Raw genomic sequence first — 17,563 nt, 5'->3', positions numbered from 1 at the left:
TGGTTTCCCCAATTGCTAACTCAAATTATTTTTAATGAATACCAAGCAATTAAAATGCTTATTGGTTTTGCTACTTAATACTGCAAGCATCTATTCGCAGGATGTCTCCAAAAACAAGGAAAGAGTGATTGTTGAAATTGAGGACACTGGTGATATGTCTTCAAGTATAGAAATGCAGGTCAGACCTTTTATGTTCGATCGTTTTATATATCCCAGAGTGCAGTTCAAAGCTTTAAAACAACAGTTAAATAATGGAATAGCGAAATGGGAGCTGTTTTATCCGGCCCCCCAGGTTATAGGGTTGAATATGTTGTCAACAAGCAGGGGCTATTATATCGAACCAGGGGATAGCATTCGTATAAAGCGTGTTGCTAACGAGGTCACAATCTCGGGTAGGGGTGCAGAAAAATTCCTATTATTAAAAGAATTGGAATCATTAGATCGGAGATTGGAAAAATCTGAAGAGTACCAGTCGCTTTCGGATCCTAAAAGATCGCCTGCATCTTCTTTGGATGATTACCTGTCCTGGAATGAATTTTTGAATAAAAAGACTGTATTGACACTGGATCTGATTGAAAGTAAGAAAAATGAATTATCAAAGGTGATTTATGAAAGAATAAAGGGTAGCATACTTACCGAAATTGAAAAGATCAGGCTGCATAAATTTCATTCTATTCGACGGTCATCAATTGTAGGGCCTAAAAATCAATATGGATTATCGAATGAAGATCTTTGCAGGATATATGATTCAACCATGGACAATACCAGTTCAAAATGGTTGAGGTATGAACGTTCTTTTCTTTTTGATCCTGATTATGTTTGGGATATGCTTCATGATGAGGATTATAGAGAAAAGGGTAAGTTTTTCAATACGAGTGAGGATTCTGCCATACTTGGTAAAGATCCGGCAGACCCTTTTATATCTATATACAATAAGGTCAAATTAAAATATAAAGGAATAATTAAAGAGGCTTTAATGGCCTATACATTTTATTTTGCAAAAGGCATTTTACATGAGGCTGGGTTTACACCTAAAGTGGAAGCGGCGTTAGCTGATTACTATTCTCAGCCAGGTTATGCTGAGGCAAAGAAAATCGTAAAGGATTATGAAATTGCCCAAAGGGTAAAATGGAATACCAGATACACGCAGGAATTTGTACTTACTGACATTTATGGTAATGATTTTTCCAGTAAACAGCTAAAAGGAAAAATTGCTGTATTCGACTTTTGGTTTACAGGATGCACCGGTTGTGTAAGAATGGCCTCTGTATTAAAAAATGTTGAAGAGTTTTTCAAAGGCGATACAAATATTGTATTTGTAAGTGTCTCAACCGACAAAAACAGAGCTCAGTGGATAAAAAGCATAGCGCAGAAAAAATATACCACGGGTGCCGGGGTGCAATTAAATACAGGAGAAAAAGGTCAGGATCATGATATAGTTAAAAAGTTTTATATTGATGCCTATCCCTCATTGGAGGTAGTTGATCATGACGGACTTTTTATTAAATATGACAAAAAGAAGATCGATCCAAGGCTTGATAATGGCCGGAAAATGATCTCATTTCTCCAAATGCAACTAGCCGAAATGAAAGACGGTCCGTATGTTTTTCATCAAAACGGTGGCATATATAGTTATGCCGTTTACGGAAGTCGTTTTCTCAGGAAGCAATTACATAATGATACCGCCTCTGTTTTACGGGTTTATACAGATGAGGACAAAACCTTCAATGTACCATTAAAAGCAGCCTTACAGGTTGAGCCGGCTGAATTTAAAAGGCCAGATAAGTTACTGGTACTTTCTGATATTGAGGGTAATTTTGATGCACTCAGAAAGTTATTAATGTCTAATAAAATAATAGATAAAGATTATAACTGGGTTTTCGGTGAAGGTCATTTGGTATTTGGTGGCGATATGTTTGACAGAGGTAATCAGGTGACTGAGTGCTTATGGTTGATCTATTCATTGGAACAAAAGGCAAAAGCTGCCGGTGGTTATGTTCATTTTATTCTCGGCAATCATGAGATTATGAATATGCAGGGAGAATATGCTTACGTTGTCGATAAATACAAAACCAATGCTACGTTAATAGGAATGAACCTGAAAGACCTATACAATACACAAAGTGAATTAGGCAGATGGTTAAGAACCAAGAACGTAATAGAAAAAATAGGTGATCTGTTATTCGTTCATGGTGGCATCTCCAGAAAAGTAAACCAGGTTATAAATAACGTAACTGAGATCAATACGCTGGCAAGACCTTATTATTCGGAGTTCAACCTGCTGAATGCCAACGAAAAAGTAAATACTATTATGCATTATTCAACGAGCCCCTTTTGGTATCGTACTTATTATGAAAATAAAAACGAGGTGGGATTTGTTATCGATAGTACGCTGGAAAAATTTAATGTAAAACATATAATTACCGGACATACAATAGTTGCAGACACGATTAGCGTACATTACAATGAGAAGGTAATTAATACAGATACAAAGCATAGCGAAGGTAAAAGTGAAGCCCTCCTGGTAGAAGGTATGCGGTTCTACAGGGTCAATAGTAAAGGTGAGCGAATTTTGTTGTTCAAAGATTATGAAAAAACGCCTGATGCCCTTTCGACTGATTAGTGTTTTCAATATTTAATATAGAAAAGGACTGTATCGAACTGATACGGTCCTTTTTTATTTTTAACTGCAAGGAGACTGCAGTATCGATTAATAATTTCGTAAGGTAATTCAATGGCCATTCGAATATCATTAATTATTAAAGCTTAAAACTATTATTTTATGACAAAAGTATCATTTAAGAAACTGTCTGTTCTGGGTTTAGTATTAATGGCAGCCTCTGCAGTGACCGCAGCTGTATTGCCCGCTAAGTCAAAAGATGCTGCAGATGATAATTCTGCAAATAATGCCACTTTAAAGTCTAATAGTGGTGAATTAGGTAGCGGTGGTGTAAATTCATGCATACCTGATGTAGATGATGAAGTATATTCTTGCCATCTTTCTGTTGGTGCTACATTCACCAATGATAATGGTACTTCTGTAGGTGCAAACCACACAGTTGGCAATACTTCTCAGTCTAATCCTAATAATAGCGTTGATACTACAAGTGCTGCTGTTTAATTATCGGTAGCTGGTTTCCCGGATTATTAATCTTGTAAGTAACTTTCTTATACCTATGGTATTAGAAAGTTACTTTTTACTCCTAAATGAAGCACCGTTTTTTTGTCAAAAGTCATTTCAACTGCAATTACACTGCAGCAGGGATTATTAATTTGGTATAAAATAAAATGGAAATGAAATATGTTCAACTTTGGAAGATATTGACATGTGGTTTATGTCTGTTTTTTGCCCAATGTCAGGATGCTTCCCGTGAGACAGTTAAAAGTACCTATAAAAAAATTGATCCTTCTTATAGAGATATTCAGTTTATTCCAGGTGATAGCTTGCGTTTCACGCTGAGTGATAATTCATATAACGAAATAAAATCGTTTAACTATTTTCAGGATCATGGAGTTGAATATATGTCATTTTTTGACGGTCGTTCTTCATCTATTAATATTTACAATTTTTCGACCCAGGTAAGGGTAAAGAAAATTAAGCTTAAGAAGTGGTTTAAAGAAAAGAATATATATAAGGCATCGGTCTATATTGTAAACTTTGATAGCATATTTATTACAAATCAAAAGTCGCTCTACCTATATGATAGTATCGGAACGCTAAAAAAGGATATAGCGTTTGAAAAAAGAAATGATCAATATGCTTGTTTTGAAAATACCCAGCCTGCCGTATTAATGGGAACTACTTTGTATATGGGGGTTAGACCCTGGGTGACAGAAACGTCTTTTCCTGCTTTGAAAAATTGGAAGTTGTTATATGCGTTTGACTTGCTGAATTCAGGCAACCGCCAATACTATTCATTATCCGAAACCTATTTCCATAAGCTATATGGATATAACTTTTTGAATTATAGTTATTGTTTTAACAATAAGGGGAATTTTGTTTTTAGCTTTCCTGCCGATACTAATATATACGAGACCAACCTGAGAGATATTCATTTTGCTTACCAGGGGAAAAGTCGTTTTCAACACGAAGACATTCAGGCTGTTCCCGAACAGGCTATAAAAAATGACAAGGCTTATCAGGAGTTTCGAATGAGAGACTCGTATGGACCTATTTATTTCGACCCTTTGCATAAAAGGTACTTACGATTGGCCAGGCAAAAAATCAATAGGGACGAATATATGGCCAAAGCAGGAATTAAAAGACAAAGTGTAATAGTTTTTGACGAGAACTTTAAAATTATTGGTGAATCGGAGTTGAAAGGTGATTTTTCCTTTAGTTCCGTTTTTTTTACAAAAGATGGGAGTTTATATACCAGAGTAGATCCTAAAGATGAATATGCGCTGCATTTTATAAGATTGAATTATCGAGAATATCCTGATAAGAATCAGGTGACTAAAAAATAATTATACTGTTTTTATGAAAACAACAATGATTATATTGACAATCCTGTTGGTGGCATGCGGAAAAGCTAAAAAAGGGAGTAGCGTTGAATTTATAACAGAAGCTGTTGCACAAGACTCCATTTTTAGAAAGCTGATCGTGCTGACAGACAACAGAGTACCGGAAGCCACCAGGCACGATTCGCTTGCGTTTTTAGTACTGCCTGTGCAGGCAAGTTGCCCGGCTTGCAGAAAAAAGACAATAGACAGCATCATCAAAAATGAGAGTCGGTTGTTGCCCAATCACTTTGTCGTTATTTCTGCGATAGGAGGAAAGAAAATAATAGGAAGTTATTTTAAAGAAGAACATGCGGGTTTACCAGAATCTGATAACGTCATTCTGGATAGCGCAAATTCTGCTTACAAATACAATTTATATACAGATAAGCCGACTTTCTATTATACGCATAATCAAAAAGCCTATAAAAGAGTAGCGGCTATACCTATAACGGTAAAGGAAGATTTAAGGGAGTTTTTTTCAGGGTATCGAAATGTAAATAAATAGAAAAACCTGCTCGATGATAAAAAATCCGAAAATAGCTATATCTATTCCCGGAGCTGATAAGTCAGATCTGTATTTTTCATTCAGGCTAAAAAAATCTGTTGAAAATGAACCTTCAGTTTACAAGCATTCAAACAGGATTTTTGTGATCTCGGATATTGAAGGTAATTTTCAAACATTTTGTAAGTTGTTAGTACGAGGAAAAGTTATTAATAAATACCTGCAATGGACATTTTCAGATAATCATTTGGTTATACTTGGTGATTGTTTTGACAGAGGCGAGCAGGTTGCCGAATGTTTGTGGTTAATCTATTCATTAGAGGAAAAGGCGCGCAGACATGGAGGATATGTTCATTTTATTCTGGGGAATCATGAAATCATGAATCTAAATGGAGATTGGCGATACGTACATCCAAAATATGCAGAAGAAACGAAATCGAAAAGACCTCAGGCTGCTCTGTATGGAGGTAATCACGAATTGTGGCATTGGCTTCGAACAAAAAACATTATAGAAAAGATAGGCGAGTATCTGTTTGTTCATGGCGGAATTTCAGAAGATATATTGAAGCTGAACTTATCAGTTCCTGAAATTAATAAGCGGGTACGACCTTTTTATACAAAGGGAAATGACTCATTTAGGGACCCTTTGTTAGAGATTGTATTTAATAGTGAATGTTCGCCTTTCTGGTTTAGAGGTTATTATAATTCCGGAATGAAGGAAGAAGTAATTGATGCTACCTTAGATCAGTTTGGTGTTAAAAAGATTATTACAGGTCATACCATTTCAGAGAAAATAGCTACCTATTTTAACGGTAAAGTAATTAACACCGATACTGATCATTCTACTGAAAATTCCGAAGCATTGCTGATAACCAGGAAAGGATTGTACCGGATATATACAAATGACAAAGCTGAAAAAATTGTATTATAAGATGCAGGTCTTATAATCCTTAAACATGAAATATAAAATCATGAAAACTATTATTAATTATTTAGGAGGTGCTTTTTGCAGTATTACTTTAATGTTGTGCTTTTCGTGTAATACAGAAAATAAACCAGGCGCTACGGGTAAAATTGTCATTCGTTTAATATTAGCACCTAAGATTGTTCATCCCTTTCCTGAAAATTATGCACTGAAAGAGAAGATGGATTTAAATTATGTTTCCGTAAAAAATACAGAAGATAATAAGGAATGGCAATTGGTAAGTGCTATGTTGAATGAGGAGGGTGTGAAATGGGTTTTGCATACAGATGAGCCTGTAAAGATAAATTTTGGATTTGGTTCATTGCCAATAGTTAGTCCGGGCGATAGTTTGGCTATAAGTTATGATGGTGAAGATTTCAGGTTTGCCGGAAGAGGTGCAGGGAAACAAATTTGCTGGAATGAGATAAAGAAAATTGGCAAGAAATCACCTCCTACACACAGTAACAGTCGCATTTATGCAACGAAAGAATATTTTGATTGGCAGAAATACCTTGATGATAAATTGGCGGTACAAATTCCTTTTCTTGATTCTTGTAAAAGCCAATTTACAGACTTTGAATATAATTATTTAAAGGCTAATATTGTTAGTTTGGCTGAGTCTGACCGGATTCAAACATTTCGTGCATTACGAACCTTTAGTAGAAAGGATTCCCTTTCTTGTATCAGTGCGGCCGATTTAAAAGAAATTTGGGATTCCACTCAACACAATTATTTAAATAAATGGTTGCAAAATGTGTCTGAATATTACGGCGATATATATTGCATCAGTGAGTTTAATAAGGTAGAGGTATGGCAGCAATTCGATTTTGATTTTAATAAAGATAGTTTAGGGATAAAAGACCTCAGAAATTATTTATACTACGTAAATGTAAAGAAAAGATACAAGGGCTTGTTAAGAGAGAGGCTGCTTGCTTCCATTTTAGATGATCAAACAAAAACAGAATTAAAGAAAAGTAGCACTCAAATAATGTTAAAGGATTATTATAATCAGCCGGGTTTTCCTGAATATAAGCAGCGAATGAAAGAAATTGAGACGAAAAGAGCTCAAAAGATCGCAAAGAGTGAATAAAACAACGTAATAAATGTCGGATAATATCATCCGACATTTATTGTAGCAAATAATTGTATTGGGTATACATCTTAGTTGAGCGAAGTTTCGCTAAGATTTTGTCTTACCTCTTCTTCTCCAAGGTGTACATACAGAGCAAATTCTTTTATCGATACATAATCTTTCTTGTTCCGGCCCAATGACTCGCGGATTGACTGTAAAAGTCTCTGTGCAGTGCGAATGTTTATGCCAAGGATCTTGGTAATGTCATTGGTATGTATTACCAGCCGTTGGGTTGAAATCTTAGGGCTAGAGAATGATTTTTTTGTAGATTTTTTCTTTTTAACAGCTGCTTTCTTTTTGGGGGCTGCTGATTTTTTCTTTACCAAAACGGTCCTTTTTCCAGCAATGCGTTTCTTTTTAGCCATGCAGTTTAATACATTTTAAGCCCGAGTGACTTAATGCAGCCATTCGGGCAAGGTTAAGCCAATAGTGGCAGTTGGCTTACTAATCGGAGCATTGTGTACAAACCTTTTTAAGTACCAATAGTTGGAAGTACTACCGGTCTGATCGTGTAAATTAAATGGATTTTTGAGATCAGGCAAATAAAAATGCAGTTTGAGTCTCAGACCGTTGTTATATTGCCCTGGCACCAGTTTACCAGCGCCAGGCCCCAGCTTGTAGCCACCTGCGAAAACTCGTCATCGATGCAGTCAAAGGCAGTTAGGGATAAATGGGTAATTTGGTTATTTTCAATTGTGCCGTAATATTCGTAATTGTCCGTACGTAAGGCAAAGCCGTTTTCTATATAATCTCCTCCGGCTAACCGGATATTCCCCTTTTGAGTCACCTGAAGGGCCGCACAAAATGCGTCAAACTGGATGTTTGCACCCAGCAGGGCCGTTTGGTTACGGATGTGTAAGTGTTCGTAGCCCAATAGGGGGTTGAAACCGTTATCTGCTAATAATATGGGGTCAATCAGCGCCAATTCTTCCTGTATAAGTGGTAGAGATTGAACAGGAAGAAATTCCTGTTGCAGCCAGTCATCTGCTGACAACTCAATAGTAAACTGCTGATAGAATGGAGTGGGGGTGGTTAAAGGGATGCTGGCATGCCTCGTAGGCACCGGGTAACCAAATGAAGTTTGTGACAATTGATCTTTATCAAGTACATGCAGGGTAAGTTTTTTAAAAATGGCAATATCATCTGGATTAACCGGTTCTGCTTTTATAATCCGCCATTCATGTCCATCAATAGTAGTGGTAACTGGTTTGTTAAATGCCAGTGGTACCTGGCTAAGCGGGATCTTATATTTTCCAATTTGTTGGCCTGTAACACCATCTATACAAGTTACCCTGATCTTTTTAGGGAACAGGGTCAGTGCGGCATCAAGGACTTTGGCGTAGTTCATTCGTTGATTTTCTAATATGATAAACTTATGGCATCATGGGGAAACCAATTTGCTTTGGATAACAATATCTCAATAAAAAATGGATTACCCCGCTGTTTCCGGTCATAAAATCCGGAGTCGGTTGTCTTTCGTGTTGTACCAGCCAGTAGGGCCCATGCTGCGGATGTTCTTTTTTTAAATGCATAAATACCTGGGCGATCCAGTCGGCTCTTTCCATCCACTCGGCATCCTGAAATACTTTATAGGCCTCGAGGTATATTTCCCCCAAGCCACTAAGTCCCTGTAGTTGGCTTAGATTGTTGTCTAATACCTGTTTGGGATGATTTAATAATGCACCGGTGGCAAATTGTTTATAACGTTGCTTATCAGTAGGGTTATCCGAACATTCATAAGCTTTTATAAAAGCGAGGGCGATTCCCGACGTGCCTTCGCTCCACCAGTGCATTAATTCTTTATTCTTGTCGCTGCGCCAGAATATTTTTCCATCCTTGTGAACAGCCCGTTTTATTAACCATTCTAATCCGGCTTCTGCAGCAGCGTTCGCTTTAGGGCTTTGATAACGCTTTGCATATTCCAGTAAAAAATAAATATTTCCGGCTACTCCGTTGGCAAATCCTTGTCGCTTTTTTTGTTTGCCTTTTACTTCTTTGTAGATCCAGGAGCCGTCCTTTTGCTGGGTTTGTAACAATTGGTCAACGTAGCTGCATAATCGCTTAATTAGTATATCCGGTAATAAAAAATCCTGACATAACCAATAAGCCATGCCCTGTCCTGCTATTCCATTCATAAAACCGGGCTCCTGGTTATCACGGTCCAACAAACGGTTGATCCAGTCTTGAAAATGAGGTTCAGGGGCGAGTAACCCACTTTGTATGCAAAGTGCCAACGTAGCTGCAATACCGGATGCTCCAAAATGAAAACTTGGAGATACCGTTTGAATTCGTTTTATGTACTTTGTTTCTATCAAACCCAGCGACTTCCGAATATATGGTATTGTAGACTCGGTACTATAGCCCATTTTTTTTGTTTCATTTAGCAGATATAGAACTCCCGCGGCGCCTTTACCAAAACTGGCATACCAGGCCTTGTTGATCTTACTTTTATCACGCACTGGTTCTATTTTCATATTTTCTGAAAACCAGCCTTTAATTTCATCAACCAGCAGGGGCGATGCCAGTGTACCAATTGCCTGTTGTATAGTTTGTTGAATTTGTTCTTTTGAAAAAATCAATGGATTTGTTACCGTCCGATTTTTTTTGATTCGTAAATCTTCTTTGTATTTTACTAATACCTCATATAGTGTTGATAACACCGGACGTTGTGCTGCATCAGGGTCCAGGCATCTAATAACCATATCGGCAACAGCTTTATCAGGGATGAAGAAGTGAACTTTTTCAGGCAGGGAATTGGGGGATGCGTCTGTTAATTTTGTAGGAGAAATGCCTGTCCAAACCTGCAATAACACAGCGCCGGCAGAAAATACATCCTCTTTGATCGTAGGCGTTTCTGTTTTAAGTTGCTCCGGCGACATATACCCATAAGTTCCTAACTGAAATGGGGGCGCCGGCGCCTGTTGTTGCAGAGAATAACTTAATTCCATGTCTATCACCGCCACTTTTCCATTAGGCATGATGATAAAATTGTTGGAAGTAGCATCCCGGTGCACAACATGGTGTTTATGCAGGGTGTTCAATAGGTCAATGATCTGTATTAAATAATCAATGAAAGTTATTCCTGTGCGTGTTCCCGTTAGCAGGCCATTACGCAAGTCTCCGTTTTTTTCGCGGCAGGCTTTATACAGCGGCTTTCCTTTTATTCGTTCTATTACGAGGTAATAGTTTCCATTTTCTTCAAAATGGCCCAGTAGCCGGGGCATACGTACTTTGTCTTGTAATTCAGCATGTAGCTGTTGTTGCCAGATCAGTCTGTCTTTTATATCACGGCCTTCCTTGTCTTTACTATCGCCATATGAACCTTCTTTAATTACACAAAACCCAAAATTGGTAAGGCTTTTTATATACAGGCATTTTACAACATCATTTTTCTGACTTTCTTTCAGGCTTTTAATAATTATATAGTTGTAGCCTATGCGGTTCCCCGCCTTTTTAATAACTTTTCCTTTCGCCTCACTTTCCGGCAAGCTCTGTGAAACGGTTATTACCGATGCGGATTTCATCTTGATAAAGTTTAATGGTTATGCTCCTTTACGTACCAATGTTACTACAGCATTAAATTTCGGCAGGTCCACTGCAGTATAACTGCAGTGGAATATTAAATCTTGCCGTTGTCATTAATCAGTCATTAAGCTCCATGGAATAATTTTCCAGGAAAGGCTTTAGTTTATTTTTTGAAAAGAATGCAATCACAAAAAAGCCTTCCTCCTCATAAAAATAGCTTTCCCGGTAACTGTCGAATTTAATGGGGCAGCCCAATCCTTTCATGAAATTGATGTAATCGTAAATACTTCTTTCAGATAGGTTTAATCGCTCTGCTAATTGCGCTGGAGTACCTGTGCCTTTGATACGAATAAGGTGATCCAGGCGCGAGAGCCGGTCAATGATATCTCGTTGCATATATCGGGTGATTTATGTGACGGTTGTTAATCGCCACGGGATAAGGAATCGATTTCTTATGCTACGCCATTGTACGTAACAGGGCCTTTTTTGAGATCCGGTAAGATTAACAGTGGTAAATAAAATGATTAAGCTAAAGCAGGTAAGTTGGTGGGCGTTCGTCGCCTCTTTCGCTGCAGGTAAATGCCCCAGGCCGATAAGGCAACAAAAAAGCAGTTAAATAAAATATGCGTGCCCCATGACATTTCTTCCAGCACACCCCCACAAGAACAGGGAATGTCACTGCCGAAAAGCAGCATGGCCGCAATATAAATAGTGAATAACGACATTAATACAAAGGATGCATACAAACCAGCTAAACGGGTGGCTGGAATCACCAATAATGCCGCTATGATCAACTCACTGGCCGGCACAGCCCAGGCCAGTACATTGGCAAATGGCGCAATAAATGGTGATTCTGTTAGTCCGAATTGAAAATTGTAATAATCAAGCAATTTGGCAATAGCTGCATATACAAACAGGGTAATGTTCAAGGTGCAAATGATACCCGTGGCCACATTACTTCTTTTCATAGCATTGCAGTTCTTAATGTTGACGAATAAGGTTATTATTCCCGCCTTACGACAGGATGTTTTGCTACAATCTTTCTACCTTAAATACTTATTATTTATGGTTGAGGTTGTTTCACCTGGCACGGAAAATAAAAGCTGCCGGTTCATTCCATAATGGGATGGAACGGTATTGAGAATAACACCAACCGGATTGTAAAGGAGGTTAAAAGGTGTGTCGGGAGGGCCTTAACCTCATTTGCATATTACCTTATTATAAAATTACAAAGAAAACTGGTTTTCCAATGTTAAGTTTTTATCGGTTAGTCGACCATGTTAACCCGATTATTGATTGTTTTACTGTTGCTTCAATATTACGCTTCCGATTAATGTATAATCTACATAAATAATATGGATAAAGTAATTTGAACAATAATTGTTACCTGTTCTTTTGGTTGCATTTTCAGTTGGTGGAAATATAAAATTTCGCACTGCAATTAACCTGCAGTCAATATTATCATTTTGTATGTGTTCATATTTTGATAACAATGTATTTTGATTCGTTAGTATAATTTGCACCCCTCTGTTATTGTTATGTGGCAGAACCGACCAAATAAGCCGAAAACCCAGTCCCCCAATACTGATGAGCTTGTCTTCAATGAATGGTATCATCAGCACTGGGAGTTATTGTTTAAGCTGGCCTGTAAGAAAACCGGGTCGGCCGATGATGCGTACGACCTGGTACATGATCTCTTTGCCGACATCTGGCGCAGCATGCCTGAATTAACTGAGGATACTACTGTAAAATCATACCTGGTAGCCTGCTTGTATAATAAAATCTTTAATTATTTCCGGTCAAAAGGATTGCGGGAAAAACATTACAAAAACCTGGAAACGTTTTTGACCCATCAGTCTGTCGCCGATCCCAATTATGCGCTGATGCAGCACGAGCAGGAACAGGAAACCATTCAGCAGGCTATTGAAAAGGAAATAACCGACATGCCTGATAAAATGAAAAGGATCTTTATCCGCAATTATTATCATGACCAAACCATTACTGAAATAGCAGGCGACTTGTCACTTTCCAGACAAACAGTAAAAAATCAGCTTCACATTGCTTCAAAACGACTGCGTCGGGCTGTAAAACAGTTTGCAGTAAACTTATTCAGTATATTACCATAAAATAGGCTACATGAGATACTCGATCATCGATGGATTCCCGTACTATATTGAATTATTAGGCGATAGAGATTATATCCAATTATTCAATTCAAAGGAAAATTTGAACCTGCTGAAATCCCTTACTGACGAGCAGGCTGCTTACCGGTACGCCCCCAATAAGTGGAGTATAAAACAGATCATTGGTCATATGACAGATCATGAGCGCATCATGACTTACCGCACCCTCCGGTTCAGCAGAAAAGATAAAACGCCTTTGCCGGGCTACGACCAGAATTCATTTGTTGATAACAGCCGTTTTGATGAGCTCACCGTCAGCCAGTTGATCACTGATCTTGAATATGTGAGAAATGCATCTATTAGCTTCATCAATTTTTTGTCAAAACCTCAACTGGCACTTACCGGTACCGCCTGGAAGTATGAACTGCCCGTTGAAGCATTTTTGAAGGCCACCATAGGCCATGAACTACACCATATGAACGTTTTAAAACACCTTTACTCGCCGGCTTTCTCTTAACATTTTGGTAATATTCGCGGCATGGTACTATTTGCCAACTGCGTTATTACTATGATGTATGAAACAAAGCCCCCTACCAGTTGAAGAATTACTTCAACGGTTCAGGAACAATGAATGCACCCCCGAAGAAATCGAGTTACTACAACAATGGATAGACCAGCTCGATCTTTCTGATGAATCAACTATGCTGTCGCCAGAACAACTGGATGCGGTTAAAATCCGTATGCATCAGCAGTTGATGAATGAACGCAGTATTGTACCTGAGCGTCACAAATTACCAGTTCGTCGTCGTTTGCTGGTGGCAGCAAGCTGGCTGGTACTGGCCGTCTCTGCTATTATATTATGGTATGTAATCCGACCCGCCGCATCAGGCAGTCATGGCACTACACCACTGCTCACCGTTATCGAGAACAATCATGCCGGCATCAGACGCATCACGTTGCCCGATGGGTCGCAGGTATGGTTAAATATGTATTCCCGTCTTGAATTTGATCCCAAACAATTCAACCGCACCAAACGCCTGGTGAAATTATCAGGTGAAGGTTTTTTTGAAGTGGTTCCTTCCCTGGAACCTGGTTCAACTCATAAAAAAATCCCGTTCATTGTTGAAACCGGCAGTTTACGCACCCGCGTACTGGGTACAGCATTCAATATTGAAGCATACGAACAGGAATCGGAAGTAAAGGTTGCCCTGGTACATGGTAAGGTGGCATTGGACGATACTGCTACCGATCAAACCACCGAGCTTTCTCCCGACCACATGGTACGATACTCAAAGCAAACCCAATCATGGGAAGTGTTGCCTGTTGCTGCCGCCAATGTGTCCCTGTGGACTCAAGGATACCTGGTATTTAATGAGGTGCCTTTGCAGGAAGCCATTGAGCGCGTAGAAAACAGGTACCAGGTGCATATTGATTGCGACCCGGCGCTGGTGCAACACAAACGTATCACGGCCAGTTTCCGCAACAGTACCTGGCCACAGGTGCTCACCAATATTCTTTTTGTACACGACCTGCGGTATAAAAGAGTAGGGGAGAAGATTGTTATTGTGAAAAAGTAGCAGGCAACAACAATACAATTGGATTTTAACACTGTAAATAAAGCCATTCAGAACAAGACTGTGATATGAACAAACTAACCGGTATACTAACTGTCCTCTTTTTATTTTCGTTTCACCTGTTTTCATTTGGACAGGTTATCGCACTAAAAGAAAAAATTTCCATTCAATTAAAGAACACGACTGCTGCCCAGGTTATTGAAGAATTGGATAAACAAAGCAATTACACCTTTTCATATACCCGTGAACAGCTCGAAAAGATCACTATCAGATCTTTTGTTTTCGAAAATACATCGCTGGGCAATGCATTGGATAATCTGCAACGCCTTGCCAACCTTGAATTCAATTTACTCGGAACTACCATTGCAGTAAAGGTTAATGCAAAACCAGCACTTGATCTTAACCAGGCAAGCCAGGCTAAGCCAGGAAAACTTACTGGCGTTGTTCGTAATGAGAATAATGAAGTAATGCCTGGTGTATCGATATCGGTTGAATCGAACACCAAAGCCACCACTACTTCCGTAAGTGGGGAGTATGTGTTGTCACTACCTGCCGGTAGTTATACTTTGCAGTTTTCATTTGTTGGATATCAGTCCCGCCGTGTAACTGAGGCGGTGGTAAAAGAAGGTGAAACTGCAGATCTGAACGTAGTACTTGCTGCTGCTTCCAAACAAATGAAGGCTGTAGTGGTAACCAGCGGCGCCCGTAAGGAGAGTACCCGTTCCCTGCTGATGACGCAGAAAAACAATGCCAGCATGACAAATGGCATTAGTGCCGAACAGATTCGTGCCACACCCGATAACAATACGGCACAGGTGTTGAAACGGGTGAGTGGGATAACAGTGCAGAATGACAAATTTGTAACTATACGCGGGGTAAGTGATCGCTATAATAACGTATTGATCAATGGTGCCTCCCTGCCCAGTACAGAACCTAATAGAAGAAATTTCAGTTTTGATATTGTGCCCAGCGCCTTGTTGGATAATGTGGTGGTGAATAAAACCGCCACACCTGATCTTCCGGGTGAATTTACCGGCGGTTTAGTACAGGTAAATACAAGGGATGTGCCTGTTGAAAATTTTTTACAGGTATCCGTTGGTACCGGTTTTAATTCGGCCAGTACCGGAAAGGAAATGATGAGTTATAAACGTGACGACAAGGCAAAATTCGGTATTGTAGATAAAAACCGGAAATGGTTCGGCGACGGCAGATTGATGGATCCCGTAGATGCTTATGCCATGCAGGTTCGAAATGATACCGCCGGTATAAGGAGAATAGGCAGCCAGGTACCCAATCGCTGGCAATACAAAACCTATCCCTATACGCCTGTGCAAAATTATCAGCTGGCTGGAGGTATCAATAAACGGTTCCAAAAAAGTACCCTTGGTTTTGTTGCCGCCGCTACCTATTTAAACGAACAGTTTTTTGAAGGTGGAAATGCGCGGGTAAGTAGTCAATTTGATTTTGACGGTGAAAAATACCGGTATAATACTACCATTGGTGGTTTGTTCAATACTGCCTGGAAAACCACCCGGCACCGTATTTCCTGGAAGAACCTGTATAACAGACGATATAGTAACCAGTTCGATTATCGAACCGGGAATTATTCAAGTCAGGGGTGGAATCCTGCCCGTCGTACCTCAGAGATTACCCTCGAAAATGAACTGGTGCAAACCAGGCTGGAGGGAGAACATAAGTTTACAAAAGCCAATCTGAAACTGGACTGGTATGGAGATTATACCCAACTGAACCGGGAACAACCTGATTCGCGTTTTATAGCAGCCAGACCGGTAAATTTCGATCCGCCGATAGATGGGGCATATATGTATAACCTGAACGACCGTTTGCTGTTACTGGGTGGTATGTACGCCTCGGAATTGAAGGAAAAAAAGAAAAATGCCGGTGCGAATTTTTCCTTACCCTTTAAGGTGTTCAATGAAACCCAGTTATTGAAAATTGGATACAGTTACAGCGAGCGGAAAGCCGATTTTGATGCGGGTAACTTCCGGTTATTGGGAACTACGCCTTATGAAAATTCAACGCGGGGTTTACCTTATTATGAAATTACACAACAGGATGCTTTTGGCCGGGGGGATCTGTGGTATCAACCCGCCAGTACCCGGGCCAGCAGTTTGGGCGACCGATATAATGGAAAGCAAACATTGACGGGCAAATATGTGATGCTGGATCTGAAGCCGATTCACCAGTTGAGGATAACGGGCGGGGCCAGGTACGAAGACAATAAAATGAATATGTCAACGGTGTTTTACGATGTAGCAACCGGTCGTCCCAGGTTTGATGATTCTCTTTATCATGAAAAAGACTGGTTGCCCTCGGTAAATATAATATACAGTGTTAACAGCAAAATGAATATACGGGCTGCTTACAGTAAAACACTGGCCCGGCCTGATTTTATTGAGCGTTCACCAACAATATACTATGATTTTACAGAATTGGCCGAAGTGGTAGGGCAGAAGGGATTGGAAGTATCACACATCAGTAATTATGATCTTCGCTTTGAATATTATCCTACGGGCGATGAAATTTTATCGGCCTCTGTATTTTATAAAGACTTTAAAAAACCGGTGGAGCGCTTTTATTTTATTGAACCCACCTCCAATCGTGTAGAATACCGCAACCTGTATTCTGCCACTGCAAAAGGATTTGAAGTAGACATCCGCAAATCATTATCATTTATCGATCCGGCCAGTCTCTGGCTTCAGCGGTTGTTCTTTAGCGCCAATTATACCTGGCTGAAGGGAGAATTGAAGGCGGAAGTTACGCAAAGCCCTTTTACCGGAAAAGATACCAGCTACATAGACGATCAGAACCGGCCTATCCAGGGTTTGTCGCCCTATATCATCAACGGTGGGTTGAATTATCAGGCAAAGTCATGGGGCCTTAATCTGGGGTACAACCGCATTGGCCGGCGTATTGTAAACGGGGGCATCGTTCATCCGTTGATCCAATATGAAAATCCAAGAGATGTGGTAGACCTGCAGTTAAATGTGCGGCCTATGAAACAAAAAATGGAGATAAAACTGAACTTTTCCGACATACTGAACCAGCCTTTTATTATTTATTCCAATACCGATAAAAGTCACGGCATAGACACTTCACCAAAGTTCAACGAAGATCCTAAGGGCGATGCATTGAACGAGTCGCTCGATCTGGTGAATTATAAAGTAAAAAAGGGAATGGGTGTGAGTGTCAGCATTAGTTATAAGTTTTAGGATTGTT

The 17,563-nt window shown here is 39.5% G+C and carries 15 protein-coding genes; 10 read left to right on the top strand and 5 right to left on the bottom strand.

What is annotated here, in order from left to right:
• Positions 1-34 precede the first annotated feature (34 nt).
• The 6 genes from BMX95_RS18035 to BMX95_RS18010 all read left to right on the top strand — a co-directional run bounded on the left by BMX95_RS18035 (position 35) and on the right by BMX95_RS18010 (position 7,059).
• Entirely contained in the window at positions 35-2,623 is a 2,589-nt protein-coding gene (locus tag BMX95_RS18035) for a metallophosphoesterase (protein ID WP_081202644.1), read from the top strand.
• A gap of 159 nt (positions 2,624-2,782) precedes the next feature.
• Entirely contained in the window at positions 2,783-3,121 is a 339-nt protein-coding gene (locus BMX95_RS18030) for a hypothetical protein (RefSeq protein WP_081202645.1), read from the top strand.
• 173 nt (positions 3,122-3,294) lie between these two features.
• Positions 3,295-4,467 (top strand): DUF4221 family protein, encoded by a 1,173-nt coding sequence (locus BMX95_RS18025; protein ID WP_165759022.1) that lies wholly within the window; start codon positions 3,295-3,297, stop codon positions 4,465-4,467.
• Positions 4,468-4,480: 13 nt separating this feature from the next.
• Positions 4,481-5,008 (top strand): hypothetical protein, encoded by a 528-nt coding sequence (locus BMX95_RS18020; protein ID WP_081202647.1) that lies wholly within the window; start codon positions 4,481-4,483, stop codon positions 5,006-5,008.
• Between the two features lie 13 nt (positions 5,009-5,021).
• Positions 5,022-5,936: a metallophosphoesterase gene (locus BMX95_RS18015; protein ID WP_081202648.1), complete on the top strand. Its 915-nt coding sequence runs from the start codon at positions 5,022-5,024 to the stop codon at positions 5,934-5,936.
• A 25-nt stretch (positions 5,937-5,961) separates the two neighbouring features.
• The gene (locus tag BMX95_RS18010; protein WP_081202649.1) at positions 5,962-7,059 is read left to right on the top strand and encodes a hypothetical protein; all 1,098 of its coding nucleotides are present in this window, start codon (positions 5,962-5,964) and stop codon (positions 7,057-7,059) included.
• A 71-nt stretch (positions 7,060-7,130) separates the two neighbouring features.
• Here BMX95_RS18010 and BMX95_RS18005 read toward each other — a convergent pair whose 3' ends face one another.
• The 5 genes from BMX95_RS18005 to BMX95_RS17985 all read right to left on the bottom strand — a co-directional run bounded on the left by BMX95_RS18005 (position 7,131) and on the right by BMX95_RS17985 (position 11,594).
• A complete protein-coding gene (locus BMX95_RS18005) occupies positions 7,131-7,466 on the bottom strand; it encodes a hypothetical protein (protein WP_081202650.1) in 336 nt (111 codons plus the stop codon).
• A 197-nt stretch (positions 7,467-7,663) separates the two neighbouring features.
• The gene (locus BMX95_RS18000) at positions 7,664-8,449 is read right to left on the bottom strand and encodes a hypothetical protein (RefSeq protein ID WP_081202651.1); all 786 of its coding nucleotides are present in this window, start codon (positions 8,447-8,449) and stop codon (positions 7,664-7,666) included.
• Positions 8,450-8,474: 25 nt separating this feature from the next.
• On the bottom strand, positions 8,475-10,625 hold the full coding sequence (locus BMX95_RS17995) for a protein kinase/lanthionine synthetase C family protein (RefSeq protein WP_081202652.1): 2,151 nt from the start codon (positions 10,623-10,625) through the stop codon (positions 8,475-8,477).
• A gap of 118 nt (positions 10,626-10,743) precedes the next feature.
• Entirely contained in the window at positions 10,744-11,022 is a 279-nt protein-coding gene (locus BMX95_RS17990; protein ID WP_081202653.1) for an HTH domain-containing protein, read from the bottom strand.
• A gap of 128 nt (positions 11,023-11,150) precedes the next feature.
• A complete protein-coding gene (locus tag BMX95_RS17985) occupies positions 11,151-11,594 on the bottom strand; it encodes a MauE/DoxX family redox-associated membrane protein (RefSeq protein ID WP_081202654.1) in 444 nt (147 codons plus the stop codon).
• A gap of 570 nt (positions 11,595-12,164) precedes the next feature.
• Here BMX95_RS17985 and BMX95_RS17980 point away from each other — a divergent pair.
• From BMX95_RS17980 to BMX95_RS17965, 4 genes are all read left to right on the top strand, one after another.
• Complete coding sequence (locus BMX95_RS17980) at positions 12,165-12,752, top strand: RNA polymerase sigma factor (protein WP_081202655.1); 588 nt, start codon at positions 12,165-12,167, stop codon at positions 12,750-12,752.
• A 10-nt stretch (positions 12,753-12,762) separates the two neighbouring features.
• On the top strand, positions 12,763-13,266 hold the full coding sequence (locus tag BMX95_RS17975; RefSeq protein WP_081202656.1) for a DinB family protein: 504 nt from the start codon (positions 12,763-12,765) through the stop codon (positions 13,264-13,266).
• 58 nt (positions 13,267-13,324) lie between these two features.
• Complete coding sequence (locus BMX95_RS17970) at positions 13,325-14,326, top strand: FecR family protein (protein ID WP_081202657.1); 1,002 nt, start codon at positions 13,325-13,327, stop codon at positions 14,324-14,326.
• A gap of 65 nt (positions 14,327-14,391) precedes the next feature.
• Complete coding sequence (locus BMX95_RS17965; protein WP_081202658.1) at positions 14,392-17,556, top strand: TonB-dependent receptor; 3,165 nt, start codon at positions 14,392-14,394, stop codon at positions 17,554-17,556.
• Positions 17,557-17,563 lie beyond the last annotated feature (7 nt).

This window comes from Niastella yeongjuensis (assembly GCF_900110245.1).
Lineage (GTDB): Bacteria > Bacteroidota > Bacteroidia > Chitinophagales > Chitinophagaceae > Niastella > Niastella yeongjuensis.
Note: the sequence above shows the minus strand (reverse complement) of the source record. Positions and strands in the feature narration are given on the sequence as shown.